Origin of the sequence: Indibacter alkaliphilus LW1 (assembly GCF_000295935.2) — a bacterium.
GTDB lineage: Bacteria > Bacteroidota > Bacteroidia > Cytophagales > Cyclobacteriaceae > Indibacter > Indibacter alkaliphilus.
Window position 1 is genome coordinate 1 of sequence record NZ_ALWO02000056.1, and the last position, 16,041, is coordinate 16,041.

10 protein-coding genes are annotated in these 16,041 nt (G+C 41.3%); 5 read left to right on the top strand and 5 right to left on the bottom strand.

Features of this window, described 5'->3' with window-relative positions; genetic code table 11:
- The first annotated feature begins 224 nt into the window (after nt 1–224).
- Genes A33Q_RS21350 through A33Q_RS21360 form a run of 3 tightly spaced genes read left to right on the top strand, consistent with a single transcriptional unit; the run spans nt 225 to nt 4,317 of the window.
- Entirely contained in the window at nt 225–1,514 is a 1,290-nt protein-coding gene (locus tag A33Q_RS21350; protein WP_009036389.1) for a Gfo/Idh/MocA family protein, read from the top strand.
- A gap of 47 nt (nt 1,515–1,561) precedes the next feature.
- Nucleotides 1,562–2,020, top strand: coding sequence for a (2Fe-2S)-binding protein (locus A33Q_RS21355; protein WP_009036388.1), 459 nt, complete (start codon nt 1,562–1,564; stop codon nt 2,018–2,020).
- A gap of 17 nt (nt 2,021–2,037) precedes the next feature.
- Nucleotides 2,038–4,317, top strand: a complete 2,280-nt coding sequence (locus tag A33Q_RS21360; protein WP_009036387.1) for a xanthine dehydrogenase family protein molybdopterin-binding subunit — start codon at nt 2,038–2,040, stop codon at nt 4,315–4,317.
- A gap of 59 nt (nt 4,318–4,376) precedes the next feature.
- Here the strand turns inward: A33Q_RS21360 and dnaE are convergent, their stop codons facing one another.
- A complete protein-coding gene (gene dnaE, locus A33Q_RS21365; protein WP_009036386.1) occupies nt 4,377–8,663 on the bottom strand; it encodes a DNA polymerase III subunit alpha in 4,287 nt (1,428 codons plus the stop codon).
- Nucleotides 8,664–8,971: 308 nt separating this feature from the next.
- Between dnaE and A33Q_RS21370 the strand changes: the two genes are divergently transcribed.
- On the top strand, nt 8,972–10,015 hold the full coding sequence (locus tag A33Q_RS21370; protein ID WP_009036385.1) for a sialidase family protein: 1,044 nt from the start codon (nt 8,972–8,974) through the stop codon (nt 10,013–10,015).
- A gap of 288 nt (nt 10,016–10,303) precedes the next feature.
- On the opposite strand, the gene dnaN is transcribed toward A33Q_RS21370, so the two are convergent.
- From dnaN to gldA, 4 genes are all read right to left on the bottom strand, one after another.
- Nucleotides 10,304–11,428: a DNA polymerase III subunit beta gene (gene dnaN / locus A33Q_RS21375; protein ID WP_009036384.1), complete on the bottom strand. Its 1,125-nt coding sequence runs from the start codon at nt 11,426–11,428 to the stop codon at nt 10,304–10,306.
- A gap of 168 nt (nt 11,429–11,596) precedes the next feature.
- A complete protein-coding gene (gldG, locus tag A33Q_RS21380; RefSeq protein ID WP_009036383.1) occupies nt 11,597–13,279 on the bottom strand; it encodes a gliding motility-associated ABC transporter substrate-binding protein GldG in 1,683 nt (560 codons plus the stop codon).
- The gene (gene gldF, locus A33Q_RS21385) at nt 13,276–13,998 is read right to left on the bottom strand and encodes a gliding motility-associated ABC transporter permease subunit GldF (RefSeq protein WP_009036382.1); all 723 of its coding nucleotides are present in this window, start codon (nt 13,996–13,998) and stop codon (nt 13,276–13,278) included. The genes gldG and gldF overlap by 4 nt, the downstream gene beginning before the upstream one ends.
- 4 nt (nt 13,999–14,002) lie before the next feature.
- Nucleotides 14,003–14,911, bottom strand: coding sequence for a gliding motility-associated ABC transporter ATP-binding subunit GldA (gldA, locus tag A33Q_RS21390; RefSeq protein WP_009036381.1), 909 nt, complete (start codon nt 14,909–14,911; stop codon nt 14,003–14,005).
- Nucleotides 14,912–15,726: 815 nt separating this feature from the next.
- Between gldA and A33Q_RS21395 the strand changes: the two genes are divergently transcribed.
- The gene (locus A33Q_RS21395) at nt 15,727–15,993 is read left to right on the top strand and encodes a hypothetical protein (RefSeq protein WP_009036379.1); all 267 of its coding nucleotides are present in this window, start codon (nt 15,727–15,729) and stop codon (nt 15,991–15,993) included.
- Nucleotides 15,994–16,041 lie beyond the last annotated feature (48 nt).

Sequence of the window (16,041 nt, forward strand, 5' to 3'; positions counted from 1 at the left end):
AACTGAGCTAAGGAGGAATTTTTCCCTTTGCTTAAACGCTTTCGTTTAACGTGGTGCAAACATAGTAGGATGATCCATTTTTTCCAAACCTCCTTCCTAAAAAAAATCATTTTTTAAAAAGAATCCATTTTTCTTTCAGTAAATCAGATACTTATTTTTTTAATCTTTTTAACTGCGTAAATTATTGTGTCGATTATTGCCCGACCACTTGATACTTCTACGCTATGAGCCCTCAATTCAACAGGAGACAGTTTGTTAAAACATCTGCATTCGCAGCACTTGGATTACAGTTTATTCCCTTTACTGGTCTTAGGGCAGCTCCTTCAGACAGGGTAAGGATAGCCCATATTGGCTTGGGAGGTATGGGCTTGTCCCATATGAATTGGTTTGCCAATTTGCCTGATGTTGAAATCGTAGCCTTATGTGATGTGGATATGAACAGAGCGGAAGAGGCGCTTCAAAAACTAAAAGAAATTCATCCTGATTCTAAAGCCCAAATATATCAGGATTTCAGGTTTGTTTTGGATCGAGCTGATGTAGATGCAGTAACTATAGCAACTCCAGACCATTGGCATGCACAGATTGCTGTTTTGGCTTTTCAATCAGGAAAAGATGTATATGGGGAAAAACCTCTTTCCTACAGCTATAAGGAAGGGGATTTCATGCTAAAGTCTCTTTCAGAAAATAATAGAGTATTTCAACTAGGTACTCAAATCCACGCAGGGGACAATTATCACCGCGTAGCTGAAATCCTACAATCGGGAGTTTTAGGGAAAATCAAAACAGTAAGGATTTGGAAAACAGGTGAGCCAACCACAATAGAAAAACTTAATTTCCAGACACCTCCAAAACATCTGAATTGGGAAATGTGGCTGGGACCTGCTCCCTATTCCGAATATGCTCCTGAAAAATGTCATTTTACATACCGTTACTTTCTGGAATATTCCGGTGGGGTTTTTCAGGATTTTTGGTGTCATATTGCTGATGTAGTTTGGTGGGGCATAAAGCCTCAGAAATTAAAAAAAGTATCAGCTAGGGGAGAAAAATCAGATGGGGTTGGGGATACACCAAAATGGATTGATGTAGACTTCAAGTTTAAGAACCTTGATTTATATTGGACAAGCACACCACCTGATGTACCAGGCGCATCTGAGAGACATATTGGGGCATATTTCGAAGGAAGCAAAGGGACATTGATTTGTGATTATTCCAGTAGAGAAATAAGAATCGATGGAGAAGTTCTGTCAGATGTCATCGATATACCACTAACCATTCCACGATCTCCGGGACACCAACAGAATTTTATAGATGCGGTCAAGTCCAGACAACAACCTCAATCTCATCTTGCCTATGCTAAGGAAATGACCATGCCCATGTATTTGGCAATGATTTCCTACAAATTGGGAAGGCCATTGAAATGGAATTCAAATAAGGAATTGTTCAGAAGGGATGAAGATGCAAATAACTTGCTGTTCCGTCCTTACCGAAAAGAATGGAACTTAATAGGAATTTAACAGCTGGAATTGTTTAACTTATTCAACTGCAAACCACTTGAAAAATTATGGAAAACTATACTTTGAAAATTAATGGTGAGTCACATCAAGTGACAGCCGAAGAGGACATGCCCTTGTTATGGGCGTTGCGCGACCTTCTGGGAATGAAAGGCACTAAATTCGGCTGTGGGCAAGCACTTTGTGGAGCTTGTACTGTATTGGTTGGAGGTGAAGCCATGCGCTCTTGTAGCTTACCTGTTTCAGCGGTGGGTGATCAAGAAGTTGTGACTATAGAAGGCCTTTCCGCAAAAGGAGATCACCCACTTCAATCTGCATGGATAGAGCATGTGGTTCCACAATGCGGGTATTGCCAGTCTGGGCAGATTATGAATGCTGCTGCCTTGCTTCAAAGAAACCCAAACCCTTCAGATCAGGAAATAGAGTCAGTAATGGCAGGAAATCTTTGTAGATGTGGAACTTACAACAGAATCAAAGAAGCCATCAAAACAGCTTCTTCAAAACTTTAATCTCTAAATATTGAAATATGAGACCTACATTTCCATTCTTCAAGCCCAAAGAAGAAACCGACTCCAGTAAAATATTCAAACCATCCAGAAGAGATTTTTTGAAATTGAGTGCCCTGGCTTCGGGTGGGGTTTTTCTTGGGATTAGTTTTCAATGCAGTGGACCAAAAGGCGAAGATGTGATATTTGCACCAAACGCCTACCTGAGTATCGATAAAGATAACTTGATCACTATCATTGCACACCGGTCTGAAATGGGTACCGGTATTAGGACTTCACTACCTATGATCATTGCAGATGAACTAGGAGCGGATTGGTCTAAAGTGAAAATTGTCCAAGCCGATGGTGATGAAGACAAATACGGCGATCAGAACACAGATGGATCATACTCTGTAAGAATGTTTTATGAGCCTATGCGTAAAGCTGGTGCTACTGCCAGGCATATGTTATTGATGGCAGCCTCGCAAAAATGGAAGGTAGCCATGGATGAATGCTATGCTGAAAATGGTATGGTGCATCATCCCGGATCAGAGAAATCCATCAATTTTGGAGAGCTGATTTCCGATGTTCAGAAAATGGAAATTCCCAGATCTGAGGATGTTATTCTAAAGCCATTTGGAGACTATAAGCTGATAGGTAAAGACATCCCCATTTATGATGTCAAAGATATAGCCACAGGTAAAGCTGTTTTTGGTGCTGATGTAGATCTGGACAACATGAAAATTGCAGTGGTTAGCAGAAGTCCCGTGGTTGGCGGAAAGGTCATTTCTGTCAATGACTCAGCAGCATTGGCCGTAAATGGAGTAGAAAAAATCGTAAAAATAGAAGGAGCTGGACTACCAGCCGGCTTGGATAAACCCTTAGAGGGAATAGCTGTCATCGCTACCAATACCTGGGCTGCTATAAAGGGTAGAAATGCACTGGAAATTGAATGGGACCTGGGAGAAAATCAAGGTTATGATTCTGTTGCCCAATTAAAGGATATGCTGGAAAGCACTAAAGAGTCCGGTAAAGTTAGACGGGAAAGAGGGGAAATTGAAGAGGCAGTTAAATCAACATCCAGAACCATTGAAAGAACGTATGAGTTGCCTTATTATGCTCATGCAACCATAGAGCCACCAGCTGCTGTCGCTCATTTTACAAATGGTAAATGTGAGGTTTGGGCACCTACTCAGCATCCTCAGTGGGCAAGAGGTGCAGTTGCTTCTGCATTGGGAATTGAAGTAGCAGATGTCACCATGCATGTCACGCTTTTGGGTGGAGGCTTTGGAAGAAAGTCAAAACCTGACTTTGTGGTGGAAGCGGCTATATTGTCCAAAGAGATGGGTTCTCCTGTCAGGGTCCAATGGACCAGAGAAGATGACCTTCACCATGATTTTTATCATGCACTCAGTGCCCAAAGAATCAAAGCTTCCTTGGATGGTTCCAAAAACCTTGTGGCCTGGAATCACCACACTGTTTTTCCTGCAATCGGAGCTACCTCTAACCCTGCGGAAGTTCATCCATCAGATGGAGAGTTAGGATTAGGCTGTGTGGATTTCCCGTATGATGTGCCGAATATCAGAATTGAAACCCATGAATCTAAAGCTCATACAAGAATAGGTTGGTTGCGCTCGGTCAGTAATATCCACCATTCTTATGCCATCAATTGTATGATGGATGAAGTGGCCGAGGCAAGAGGTGTGGACCCTATCAACCATGCTTTGGAGTTGCTTGGAGAGGATAGGAACCTGAGCTTCAAAGAAGAGCTCGACGGTGATTTTTCCAACTACGGAGAAAGTATAGAAGAGTATCCTTGGGAAACAGGCAGAATGAAAGCAGTGATTCAAAGGGTTGCTCAGGAAGCTGGATGGGGCCAAAACTTAGGTGGAAATAAAGCGATGGGTTTTGCCTGTCAAAAGAGCTTTCTGACTTATGTAGCCTGCATTGTTGTAGTGGAAAAAGGAGGGGATGGTAAAATCAAAGTTTCTGATGTACACTATGCGGTTGATTGTGGAATTGCAGTAAATACAGACCGTATCAGATCACAGTTTGAAGGTGGGGCGCAATTTGCACATGGTTTGGCTACCAGTTCTGCCATTACATTCAAAAACGGTAAAGTAGAGCAACACAATTTCGATAGTTATCAAATCGCTAGAATGCCAGAGGCTCCCAAAAGAATCCATGTATATATAGTGGATAGTATGGAGAAACCCACTGGAGTAGGGGAGCCTCCTGTTCCTCCCTATGCACCTGCCCTGGCTAATGCAGTATATAAATTGACAGGTAAAAGACAATACAAGCTTCCTTTTAAAATATGATGCTGTGAATTGAAATACTATCAAAAAAGGAGCTTAAAAGCTCCTTTTTTGATTTCTGACTATAAGATTTTATAAGCGACTTCAGGTAATTGCCCTAAATCTTTGATCATTTCATTGGATGGGTCTATGAGGTATTTTTTAGACATCAGATCAAGCGTTATATTTTCTTTTCTGTCTATGACATTGATATAAAGCTTGGCATCACCTTTATATTTCTTGGTGATTTCCTCCAGCTTTTCCATAAGGTCATAAGTTAGGTCATCCATATCTATATTGACACGTAGACCTTTGATCATTTTTCCACGGACCTCACTGAGCAACATCATGGAGTTGATCTTAAATTCAAATTGGTCAGGTTTCCATTTGTTTGGATGAACACTTCCTGTCAGATAGATAAACCATCCTGTCATAAAGTACTCCTTGAACTTGATGTAATCTTCACCAAATAAAAAGAAAGTATGTGCGCCATGGTAATCCTCCAGAGTAAGGGTGCCAAATGGTTTTCCGGTTTTAGTCGTCCTATGGGCGAATGATGTAACCATTCCCGCGGCCTTGATTTCTCCCTTCTTTTTAAGGGTTTCGGTGTCTGGCATCTCTGTGAGAGGGGTATTGGTGAATGCCTCCATCTCAACCCTGAATTGATCCAAAGGGTGACCTGAAATGTAGAGTCCGACGACTTCTTTTTCAATGTTTAATTGTTGAAGCTGACTGAAAGGCTCCATTGGAGCAATACTTGGTAATGGTACCTCCATACCTCCACTACCTCCAAAAAGGCTGACCTGTGAGCTATCTGCCTCCTGCTGAACTTTTTGAGCGTATTTTACCGCTTTTTCTAACAAGGTGACATCACCCTCAGGAGCTTCTAGGTATTGTCTTCTGTGATGTTCGCTAAAGCAATCGAAGCCTCCGGCCATCGCCAATGCCTCCAAAGTTTTTTTGTTTACAGCTCTGGAATTGACTCGTTTACAGAAATCAAAGATGTTTTTGTAAGGACCTTTTCCCTCCCTTTCTTCAATGATTAAGTCTACAGCTGCACCTCCGGCACCTTTGATTGCTGCCATTCCAAAGCGGATTTGTCCATCATTATTTACCGTAAAGCCTCGTTTGGATTCGTTTACATCAGGCCCCAGCACAGCAATATTGCCACGCTTGCATTCTTCCATGAAGAAAGTGACCTGAGTAATGTCATTCATGTTGTTGCTGAGTACTGAAGCCATGTATTCAGCAGGATAATGAGCTTTGAGATATGCCGTCTGGTAGGCTATCCAAGCATAACAGGTAGAATGCGATTTGTTGAAGGCATAGGAGGCAAAAGCTTCCCAGTCCCTCCATATTTTCTCAAGTTTCTTTGCATCATGCCCTTTGGAAGAGGCCTGATCGATAAATTGGGGTTTCATCTTATCCAGCACATCTTTCTGCTTTTTACCCATGGCCTTTCGAAGTACATCGGCCTCACCTTTGGTAAAGCCCGCAAGTTTTTGGGAAAGCAACATGACCTGTTCCTGATAGACCGTGATACCATAAGTTTCTTTCAGGTACTCCTCCATATCCTCCAAATCGTAGGTAATGGGTTCATGCCCATGTTTCCTTTTGATAAATGAAGGAATATAAGCCAACGGTCCAGGTCTGTAAAGGGCGTTCATGGCAATGAGGTCAGCAAAAACTGTGGGTTTCAATTCCCGCATATATTTTTGCATTCCGGGGGATTCGTACTGGAATATGCCTACAGTTTCGCCCCTTTGAAAGAGTTCGTAAGTTTTTTCGTCATCTATGGGGAAATTATCCGGATCCAATTCAATACCATGTCTCTCTTTGACAATTTTGCAGGCATCTTTGATCAGGGTCAGGGTTTTTAATCCCAAAAAGTCCATTTTCAACAGGCCGGCACTTTCCACTACTGAGTTGTCAAATTGAGTACAGACCATATCTGAGTCTTTGGCCAATGCTACAGGGACAAATTTGGTAATGTCATCAGGTGTAATGATCACTCCACAAGCATGTATTCCTGTATTCCTTACCGAACCTTCCAATACCGTCGCCTGATTGATGGTCTTGGATAATTCATCTTGACCTCTGGAAATACGGATTAGTTCATCTGCTTTGGCTATATCTTCTCCATTTCCCTTGAGTTTGTCTGACAGCCTGGACCTATCCTTGGCCAGGTCAAATAAAGCTTTGAGTTTGATGTCAGGAACAAGCTTGGCTAATTTGTCCGCTTCTGAAAGAGGGAGATTCAGCACCCTTGCAGTATCTCTGATGGCTGATTTGGCAGCCATAGTGCCATAAGTAATGATCTGAGCTACTTGGCTGGAGCCATACTTATTGATGACATAGTCAATGACCTTTTGGCGGCCCTCATCATCAAAGTCAATGTCAATATCGGGAAGTGAAACCCTATCAGGATTCAGGAATCTCTCAAAAAGGAGATCATACGCAATTGGATCCACGTTGGTGATCCCCGTGCAATAAGCAACGGCAGATCCTGCTGCAGAACCCCTACCGGGTCCTACCGATACCCCCATGTTTCTTGCAGCAGCTGTGAAGTCCTGTACAATCAAAAAGTAACCCGGGTAACCAGTATTTTCAATCGTTGCCAGCTCAAAGTCCAATCTTTCCTTAATCTCATCAGTGATTTCTTTGTATCTTTTTTTTGCACCTTCATAAGTCAGGTGGCGCAGATAGGCATTTTCACCTCTTTTCCCTTCATCCTCATCATCCCTTGGGTCCTTGAACTCATCCGGAATTTGGAATTTAGGAAGCAATACAGCCCGCTGAAGTTTGTAGGTTTCTATTTTCTTAACAATCTCATTGGTACAAGCAATGGCTTCCGGAAGATCTGCAAAAAGCTTTTTCATCTCATCCGGACTTTTCAGGTAAAATTCTTCATTTGGAAAACCGTATCTGAATTCCCGACCCCTTTTGCCTATATACTTCTTGGGCTTTTCTACCAGTTCCCCGTCTTTTACACAAAGTAAAATATCATGTGCTTTGGCATCCAGTTTTTGGTTGTAATAGGTGTTGTTGGCAGCAAAATATTTAACACCATATTTTTCAGCGAAATGTAGCAATACCTCATTGACTTTCTCCTCTTCTGGGATTCCGTGTCTATTGAGCTCTACATAAAAGTCCTCCCCGAATTGTTCTTTCCACCACACAAAAGCTTCTTCAGCCTGTGTTTCACCGACATTAAGAATCAAAAAAGGAATCTCTCCCCACAGCCCTCCTGTAGTGGCAATCAAATCACTTTTATATTCTACTAGTACTTCTTTGTCTATTCTAGGCAAGTAGTAGTATCCTTCAATGTTTGCATAGGAGGCAAGCTTGGCGAGGTTGTGGTATCCGGCTTTGTTTTTGGCTATCAGAACAGTCTGAAAACCGTCATCTTTTTGGTTTTTATTTTTTCGGTCTCGGCAAAGATTAAATTCACATCCTACTATGGGTTTGATGTCATTTGCCAAAGCAGCCTTTACAAAATGGAAAGCTCCCATCATATTTCCATGGTCAGTCATGGCAACTGCAGGCATGCCCATGCTTTTGACTTGGGCAATCAGAGCCGGGATTTCCGATGTGGCCTGTAAGACGGAATATTGGGTATGTACGTGAAGGTGGCTGAAAGGAGTGTCTACCAAATCTGAAATATCAGCTTTTCCAGCCGCCTTCAATACCTCCTTCGCTGCTACTTTTTGTTCATCTTTAGCTGCAACAAAGTTGGCAGCATCAAGTTTTGGAGCTTCGTAGATTACATCTTTTGACTTTAGGTTTTTTTCAGGCGCAATGACTCCCTGAGTGATCAATCCAAAGAAACATTTGGCAGTGGCATCCACATCGTAGGCAGCGTCGTGCGCATCTGCAAATCCCTCACCGAAAAGTTTTTGGTGCAGTTCAGTCAAGGTTGGCCATTTATATTTACCTCCTTTACCTCCTGGGATAGCACAAAAATCCGTGGAGAGGTCTTTTGTGTCCAATTCCCGCATATCGGTGAGTTGCATGGGGATTTCTTTCCTCAAAAATTCCGCTCCGACCACATTGATATCAAAGCCGATATTATGACCAACCAAAAAATTGGCCTTGGCTACATCCTCATGAAAAATCCCTAAAACCTCAGCCAAGTCATGTCCTTCTTTTTTTGCTCTAGCTGTAGAAATTCCGTGGACCTTCTCAGCGTTGTAGGGGATGGTAAAGCCTTCAGGTCTGACAATAAAATTATTGTTGGATAAGAGCTTTCCATCAGCTGCGTGAAGCTGCCATGCGATCTGAACCAATCTGGGCCAGTTGTCCAAATCGGACATAGGAGCATTGTAATTTCTTGGTAATCCGGTGGTTTCTGTATCAAAAACTATATACATAAGAAGGATTTTGATTTTTGGGAAGTCTAAAATAAGATTTAATCCCGGCTGCTGCCACCCCTCTGTCGGAAATTGTCAGGAATTATTTTCCCTTCTCGGCAAACTCATTAGTGTATCGTATGTTTTAGCTCATTAATTCAACCCCTGGTTTTGTCAGACTGCCAAATAATAGTTTAGAGATCCTTGAATCTGCTTTTTTAAAGTCTCTTTTACCTCGGATAGGGCAATGATTTTTTGGTTAAATTTCTCTGGTCGATTGGCTTTAGCCCAATATTTGTAAATTCTGATTCTAACCAACTTATTCAAATATGAAAATTTTTCTTAGTCTGATTCTGTGTTTTGCTACTTTAACAATATCCTCAGCTCAAGAACCAACTTTAAAGGTGGTTTCAGAAGGCTTTGTTTTTGGAGATGAAAGGCCATTTGACCAATGCCATGCCAGCACATTGGAGTCTTTGGGAGATGGGCAGTTTATGATTGCATGGTTTGCCGGTACGGAAGAAAAGGCAGATGATGTAGGGATCTGGATTTCCAAAGGAAGAGATGGAGATTGGACTGCTCCTGAATTGGTGGCAAAGGTCAGAGAGGATGCTCATTGGAACCCTGTGCTTTTTAATGCTCCTGATGGAAAGCTTTACCTCTATTTTAAAGTAGGTAAAGAAATAGACCACTGGGAAACTTGGGTGATGGAGTCCCGGGATAATGGGAGCACATGGTCTGAACCGGTTGAATTGGTGGAAGGGGATAGGGGTGGAAGAGGGCCGGTCAGAAACCATGTACTGGTCTTATTTGACGGGACTTGGTTGGCTCCTGCTTCATTGGAAAAAAACAGGGTTTGGAATGCTTTTGTGGATAGATCCGAGGATGAAGGTAAAACTTGGGTGAATTCAGAAACCTTGATCTTGGATAGGGAAAAAATCCCTGGAGAGGGAGTAATTCAGCCAGCTCTTTGGGAATCTGCTGCCTTATACGTTCATATGCTATTGAGAACTTCTGCAGGAAAAATAGGACGAAGTGATTCCCATGATGGAGGTTTGACTTGGAGTCCGGTGGAATTGACTGATTTGCCCAACAATAATTCTGGGATTGATATAGCGCACATCAGCGGCGATACCTTGGCTTTGATTTATAATCCTGTTGGAGAAAATTGGGGGAAAAGATACCCTATGGAACTAGCGGTTTCCTATGATAATGGGAAGACCTGGCCTTTGAAGCAGGTGATCGAGGAAGGGAATGGGCAAGATGAATTCTCTTACCCTTCAATTTTATATGATAATGGGGAGCTGGTTTTTTGCTATACCTGGAACAGGGAAAAAATCAAGTTTGTAAGAGTAAAGTTGGAAGAGCAGTAAACTTTTTTTACAGAAACCCTTCTTCAATCCTGTCAGGTTTTAAAAGTCAGACAGGATTTTTTTAAAAATCTTCCAAGAAAATTAGTGCTTTTTTTATCATAAAGCACCTTGCCCGAACGGTTAATATGATGCAATATATCTATTTCGGAAACCCTTGCTTTACAGAAGCCTCTTAATTCTATATTCAAAGATAAAAAGCCCCATTTTCATCGGGGCTTTAAATTTTATCAGCTAAGCTTAAACTTAGTCGTTTTCATAATATCAATAAATATCCACCAATATTATTTTTTATACATAATTATTCAACATCACCGGCATCACAAGCATCAGGATGTCTTCGTTTTCTGAAGTATCTGAAGGCACGATCAGCCCAGCCCTGTTTGGAGCGGAGAACTGAAGCGTAACCTCTTTGGAAGAAATGTTATTGAGCATTTCTACCAAGAACTTGGCATTGAAGCCGATTTCTATATCCTCCCCATCGTGCTCACAGGAAAGTCTTTCGTTTGCCTCGTTAGAGAAGTCTAGGTCTTCAGCAGAAATCTGCAATTCAGACCCGGTCAATTTTAAACGTACCTGATGGGTGGTCTTATTTGCATAGATGGCAATCCTTCTCAATGAACCCAAAAATTCCATCCTATCAATGGTCATGTGATTTGGGTTGTCCACTGGGATGACATTCTCATAATCCGGGAAACGCTCATCGATCAGTCTACAGATCATTTTGATGCTGTTAAATTTAAAGTAAGCGTTAGAACTGTTGAATTCCACAGTGACAGGAACATTTTCAGAAGGTAATGTTGATTTCAATAGATTAAGCGCTTTTCTCGGGATGATCAAGCTGGCTGCGTCAGCTGCTGCAATATCTACTCTTCTGTACCTTACCAGTCTGTGGCCGTCGGTAGCAACAAAAGTTGCATTGGTACTGCTCAGGTTGATGTAAACACCGGTCATGGCAGGTCGCAACTCATCATTGCTCGTAGCAAAGATGGTATTGCTGATGGCAGAGCTCAGCACTTCAGTGGACATATCCACCGAAGTAGCATTGTTTACTGTAGCAATTTTTGGAAAATCCGTAGCGTTTTCCCCAGCAAGTTTGTACCGACCATTGTCTGAACTGATTTCCACGCTATAGGTGTCATGGTCAATACTGAAATTAACAGGCTGCTCAGGAAGGTTTTTAAGAGTCTCTATCAAGATTTTTGCAGGTACTGCAATATTTCCGTCTTCTTTGGCTTCCACTTCGATTTCGGTCATCATGGAGGTTTGCAAATCTGAAGCAGTGATGGTCAGAATTCCCTCCTTAATTTCAAAAAGGAAGTTCTCCAAAATGGGAACTACAGGGTTGGTAGTCACTACACCATTGATGGCGGATAGCTGCTTTAAAAGTGCAGAAGAAGAAACAATAAATTTCATATCGTCAGGGCTTATGTTTTTGTCTAAATATTGAACAGGGTAAATTTATAAATAAAATTATAAAAGCAGCTTTTGAGGGTAAAAAAACCTCAAAATCAATTTTCTTAACTCATAACTGCATTTGGAATTCAGGAGTTCTAATTGCTGTGAATCTGCGTTTTCTGAAAATTACGAGGAAAACCTCTTTTTTCTCATTCCGGCCCAGAGTACTCCTATCAATGCAAAAAAGACCAATGGAAGCACAATGTTAATCAGTTGCCACTTCATTTTTTCATTTCTGACTTTTACTTTATTGAGCGGCCTGATCTGGAATTGCTTGGTGCGGGCAGCAATGATCCCTTCTGGTTCGAGTAGGTAATTGATGCTGTTTTGGAGTAGTTGCCTATTGGCGTACTGAGTATTGTTAAAAGGATCCTCACCCAAGGGTAGGGGATTCCCATCCACAAAGCTGATTTGACTTTTGAAGAGGTTGCCGGTACCTGCTACTATGACCCTTCCTGTATTGCCTGAATCGATGAATTTGGATTGATCGGACCCCTCTGGCAAAAAGCGGTTTTTGAACAAAGAAGTGAAACTTCCTTCTAAGAGGTAAAGTAAAGGGAGGCTCCTCAATCGAAACTCTTCAAGATTGGGTTCATCGGCCATATCTTCAAAAGCAATTCTTACAGGGGCCGCAAGTTTTCTGCTGTACTCTGATCCGAAAATAAGTGGTGTTTTGATGACCCCATCTGCTTTGACTGTATCCATACTGCTGGTAAAGCGGAACATTACCTGATCTAAACCTTTTGTAATCGGATGGGAAGCCATTCTTCCCGCAGTAATATAAAAAGGCCATGGCAAGGGAACCAATTGTTCCTGATCACCGAAGTTTCCCGCCATTACCGGATGGTATCCGAAATTGACATCTTGTATAAAATCCTTATTGACCCGAATGCCATATCTGAAAAGCATCTGTTCCAATCCATTTTCAAAAGGCATAGCTACAGTGCCTTCCCCGCCTGCATCTTCTAAATCAAATGTCAATGCATCTATCAAAAAGATAAGATTTCCCCCATTCATCAGGTACTGGTCCAAGAGATATATTTCGCGTTCGGTATAAGCTTCCTTGGGTCCGGGAATCAGCAAGGTTGCAAAGGGATCCAGATCCTCTACTTTTTGGGCTTGCTCCATGGGTATTTTATACACTTCAAAGTCCTCTACCAAAGCCTCAATAATTCCAAAACCATCATCTTCTTCCATTTCTCCATTGCCCATCAACATTCCTATGGCAAACTGTTGTTTTTGGATGAGTTTGCGGATGGCGTTGATCAATTCAAATTCAAGGTTTTCAATGGACTGATTCAGGATTTGATCCGGACCCATGCCTTTCTCTCCCCGGAGAACCATAGCCCCTGTTTCAAACTCTTCATTTCGAAGGACTACTCCAGGGAAGATCAATTTGCTTTTTTGACCTCCGTCTTCTGAGATGAAAAGGTTGGTTGGGTTGATGCCGTAATCTGAAAGGGCAACGATATATTCTTCCCGAATATCTTCTGGTAAGGCCAAAGGGTCTTGGTAGAAGAATTTGATTTTTTCAGAACTGTACGCGTTGAAAGTCCTGATGTTTTCTTCTATAGAGCGCTGCAGTCTGCGCATTCCCCCGGGAAGATTTCCTGTTAGGAGAATTTCCACTTCCAAAGGTTCCTCAAGGGACTGTAAAACTTCTATGGTCGCTGGGTGTAAACTGTGTCTTTTTTCTTCGGTCAGGTCAATTCTAAATGGGAAAAAAGTGCTGATGACCCATAGTGCTAAAATTAAGAGCAGAGGAATCCCGATTGCTTTCAGTAAAGATTTGTCTCTTCGCTTCTTCATTTTCTTCTGATCAGTAAAGTTGTCAAACTTAAGTTCACGATAATTATCCCAAGAAAATAGGCAAGGTTTCCTGCATTGATCACACCTCTACTCATGCTTTCGTAGTGAAAGCTCAAGCTGATTTCTTCCAAAAGAAGTGCAAATGGACTCATCATATTCAGCTGAACCAAAGCAGTCAAACCGAAATAAAGCAAAAAAGAGAGAAACACCCCCAAGACAAAAGCAACAATCTGTTGAGAAGTAAGGGCTGATGCCAATATACCAATTGAAGCAAATACGGCTCCCATCAATACCAAACCTATCCAAGAACCAAAGAAGCCGGCATGATCAATATTTCCCTGAGGTTCACCCAGCTGAATGATACTGAAATAATAAATCAAGGTAGGTAGAATCGCTACAAGGATCAATGTCAGGGCAGCAAAGTATTTGGCGAGTATGATTTTGCTGTTACTCAGAGGAGAGGTCATTAGGAGTTCCCAGGTTCCTGATTTTTTCTCTTCTGAAATCATCTTCATGGTGATGGCAGGAATGAGGAAAGTAAATACATACGGCGTATAAATAAAAAGAGGCTCCAAATCTGCATAGCCATAGTCAAGGACTGATGTATCCGGAAAAACCCAGACGACCAAACCTATGGAAACCAGAAATACAGACAAAATCAGATAACCCGTCAGGTTGCTGAAAAAAGAGTTGATTTCTTTCCAATAGAGCGCCTTCATGCAATTAGCTTTGGGTGATTTGGTGAAAAATGGATTCCAAGGTTCTTTCTTTCTGTTGGATGCTGACCAGGTTAAGGTTCTTCTCCTGTAAAAGCTGTAAAATTTGCTTTCTTGCTGAAACTACATCATCTACAGTGATGGAAACAGTGTTTTTGTTATTGCCCAAATAGCGCACTTTTCCCAAAGATTCAAACCAACCCTGCTGAACAGATTCTTCTGTTTCCAGTATGAGGATTGTATTTCCTTGATTTGATTTTAAGTTTTTCAGGAGATCGGCAGCTACGATTTTACCACGGTTGATAATCACCACTTTCTCACAGATAGCTTCTACTTCCTGCATGATATGGGTGCTAAGGATAAGGGTTTTATCCCTACTGATGTCCTTGATCAATTTCCGGATTTCTACCAGCTGATTAGGGTCCAGCCCTGTGGTTGGTTCATCAAGAATGATGACTTCGGGATCATGGATCAATGCTTTTGCCAAGCCTACCCTTTGGCGATAGCCTTTGGACAACTGTCCTATGCGCTTTTTTGCTTCCAATTCAAGCCCACAAAGAAGAATCAGTTCTTCAATTCTGTTTTTCAGGATTTTGCCGGACATTCCATACAGCCCACCGATAAAATGTAAAAATTCCCTGATATACATGTCGGGATAGAGGGGGTTATGTTCCGGTAAATATCCGACTAGATTACTTACTTTTTTAGGTTCATGGATGGCTGAAATGCCATTGATATGTATGTCACCAAAATCAGGGATTAGAAATCCAGTTGCAATTTTCATTGTGGTGGACTTCCCAGCTCCGTTTGGCCCAAGAAAACCCAGGACTTGTCCTTTTTCTGCAATAAAGGAAATACTGTCCAATGCTTTTTGAGATCCGTAAATTTTGGTGAGTTGGGTAACTTCCAGCGCCATGAAGAAAGAATTAAGGTGCTAAATTAAGCAGTAGTATGCGGTATCAAAAGTTAATAAACCAAAAAAGGCTTCAATGAAGCCCCAGTGAAAGATGAAACAGCCAAAAGCTGTTAAATCTTTTTTGATATTAAACCTTACGCTGGACAAGATAGTAAGGGTGTGGTTAAAATGCAAATGGAGAGATGGGGTCACCCAGAGATTGCAGAGGGGCGAAGGATAGCAGAACTTGTCCCGATAATCAGGAGGATTTTGCTAGTGATTTTGTTAGCCGGGTGTAATACCGGCATGGAGATAAGTGAGATCATACAAGAATAAATTGAAGAAGATCAATTGGATTTCCCAAGGATATCCTGCCATTTTTTATGGCCGGGACAATTTGTTACAATGGCATATTTGAACTTCAGATGGTTACAGAACTCATAATTATAAGTCATATAACTGTGATACTGATAGCTGTGTGGAATGGCACTTTTCATACTTCTTTATGAACTGGGGCTGGGATGGTGGTGCAAACGCTTTTTATGCCTCAGGTGTTTTTCAACCGAATGGCTCTAGTAGGAACTTCAACAATGATTTAAGGATGATAACAGGAATCAGATGAAAAATAAAATATTTTTATATTAATTATAATTCTATTTTCCAATTGTGATAGAGTAAAATATTCCAACGGTACCTTCCCAGAGATACCTGTTAACCTTGAGTTTGTAAATTCTTCCTCAGATGATATCAATTCAAATGCCCATTTTTTTGAGCATGGAATTGAATTTGTTTTTTCTACCAATAGACCTGGTCCATTTTCCAATAATTTTAGTTTATTGACTTATAATATCAATGTTTTTTGGGATCAAAAAGATGGATTTCTTTCCATACATGAAAGAACTCCAAATTTTCAAGGGCCTGACTATAATTCTCTTAAAAAATTGGCCGAAAGTACTGTAACTTCTGCTGATGAAAAGGGTCCCTACAGTTATAAGGAAGCAAATGATAATATCGCTTTATTGTTTTCACGTAAGCATGAAGGAGTTTATTCAATAATAGCAGTTTCAAAAAAAAACTATCATCAAAAAAACAAGCCGCTTTGATGCTAGATTCTTATATCGCCGAAGGCTTATATCAACTTATATCGCGAA

Excerpts from the sequence above, each read along its gene's own strand:
- dnaE (WP_009036386.1), bottom strand. The coding sequence starts at position 8,663 with ATGTATATAGTTTTTGATACAGAAACCACCGGATTACCAAGAAATTAC.
- gldG (WP_009036383.1), bottom strand. The coding sequence starts at position 13,279 with ATGAAGAAGCGAAGAGACAAATCTTTACTGAAAGCAATCGGGATTCCT.
- A33Q_RS21370 (WP_009036385.1), top strand. The coding sequence starts at position 8,972 with ATGAAAATTTTTCTTAGTCTGATTCTGTGTTTTGCTACTTTAACAATA.
- A33Q_RS21360 (WP_009036387.1), top strand. The coding sequence starts at position 2,038 with ATGAGACCTACATTTCCATTCTTCAAGCCCAAAGAAGAAACCGACTCC.
- A33Q_RS21350 (WP_009036389.1), top strand. The coding sequence starts at position 225 with ATGAGCCCTCAATTCAACAGGAGACAGTTTGTTAAAACATCTGCATTC.
- gldA (WP_009036381.1), bottom strand. The coding sequence starts at position 14,911 with ATGGCGCTGGAAGTTACCCAACTCACCAAAATTTACGGATCTCAAAAA.
- dnaN (WP_009036384.1), bottom strand. The coding sequence starts at position 11,428 with ATGAAATTTATTGTTTCTTCTTCTGCACTTTTAAAGCAGCTATCCGCC.
- gldF (WP_009036382.1), bottom strand. The coding sequence starts at position 13,998 with ATGAAGGCGCTCTATTGGAAAGAAATCAACTCTTTTTTCAGCAACCTG.
- A33Q_RS21355 (WP_009036388.1), top strand. The coding sequence starts at position 1,562 with ATGGAAAACTATACTTTGAAAATTAATGGTGAGTCACATCAAGTGACA.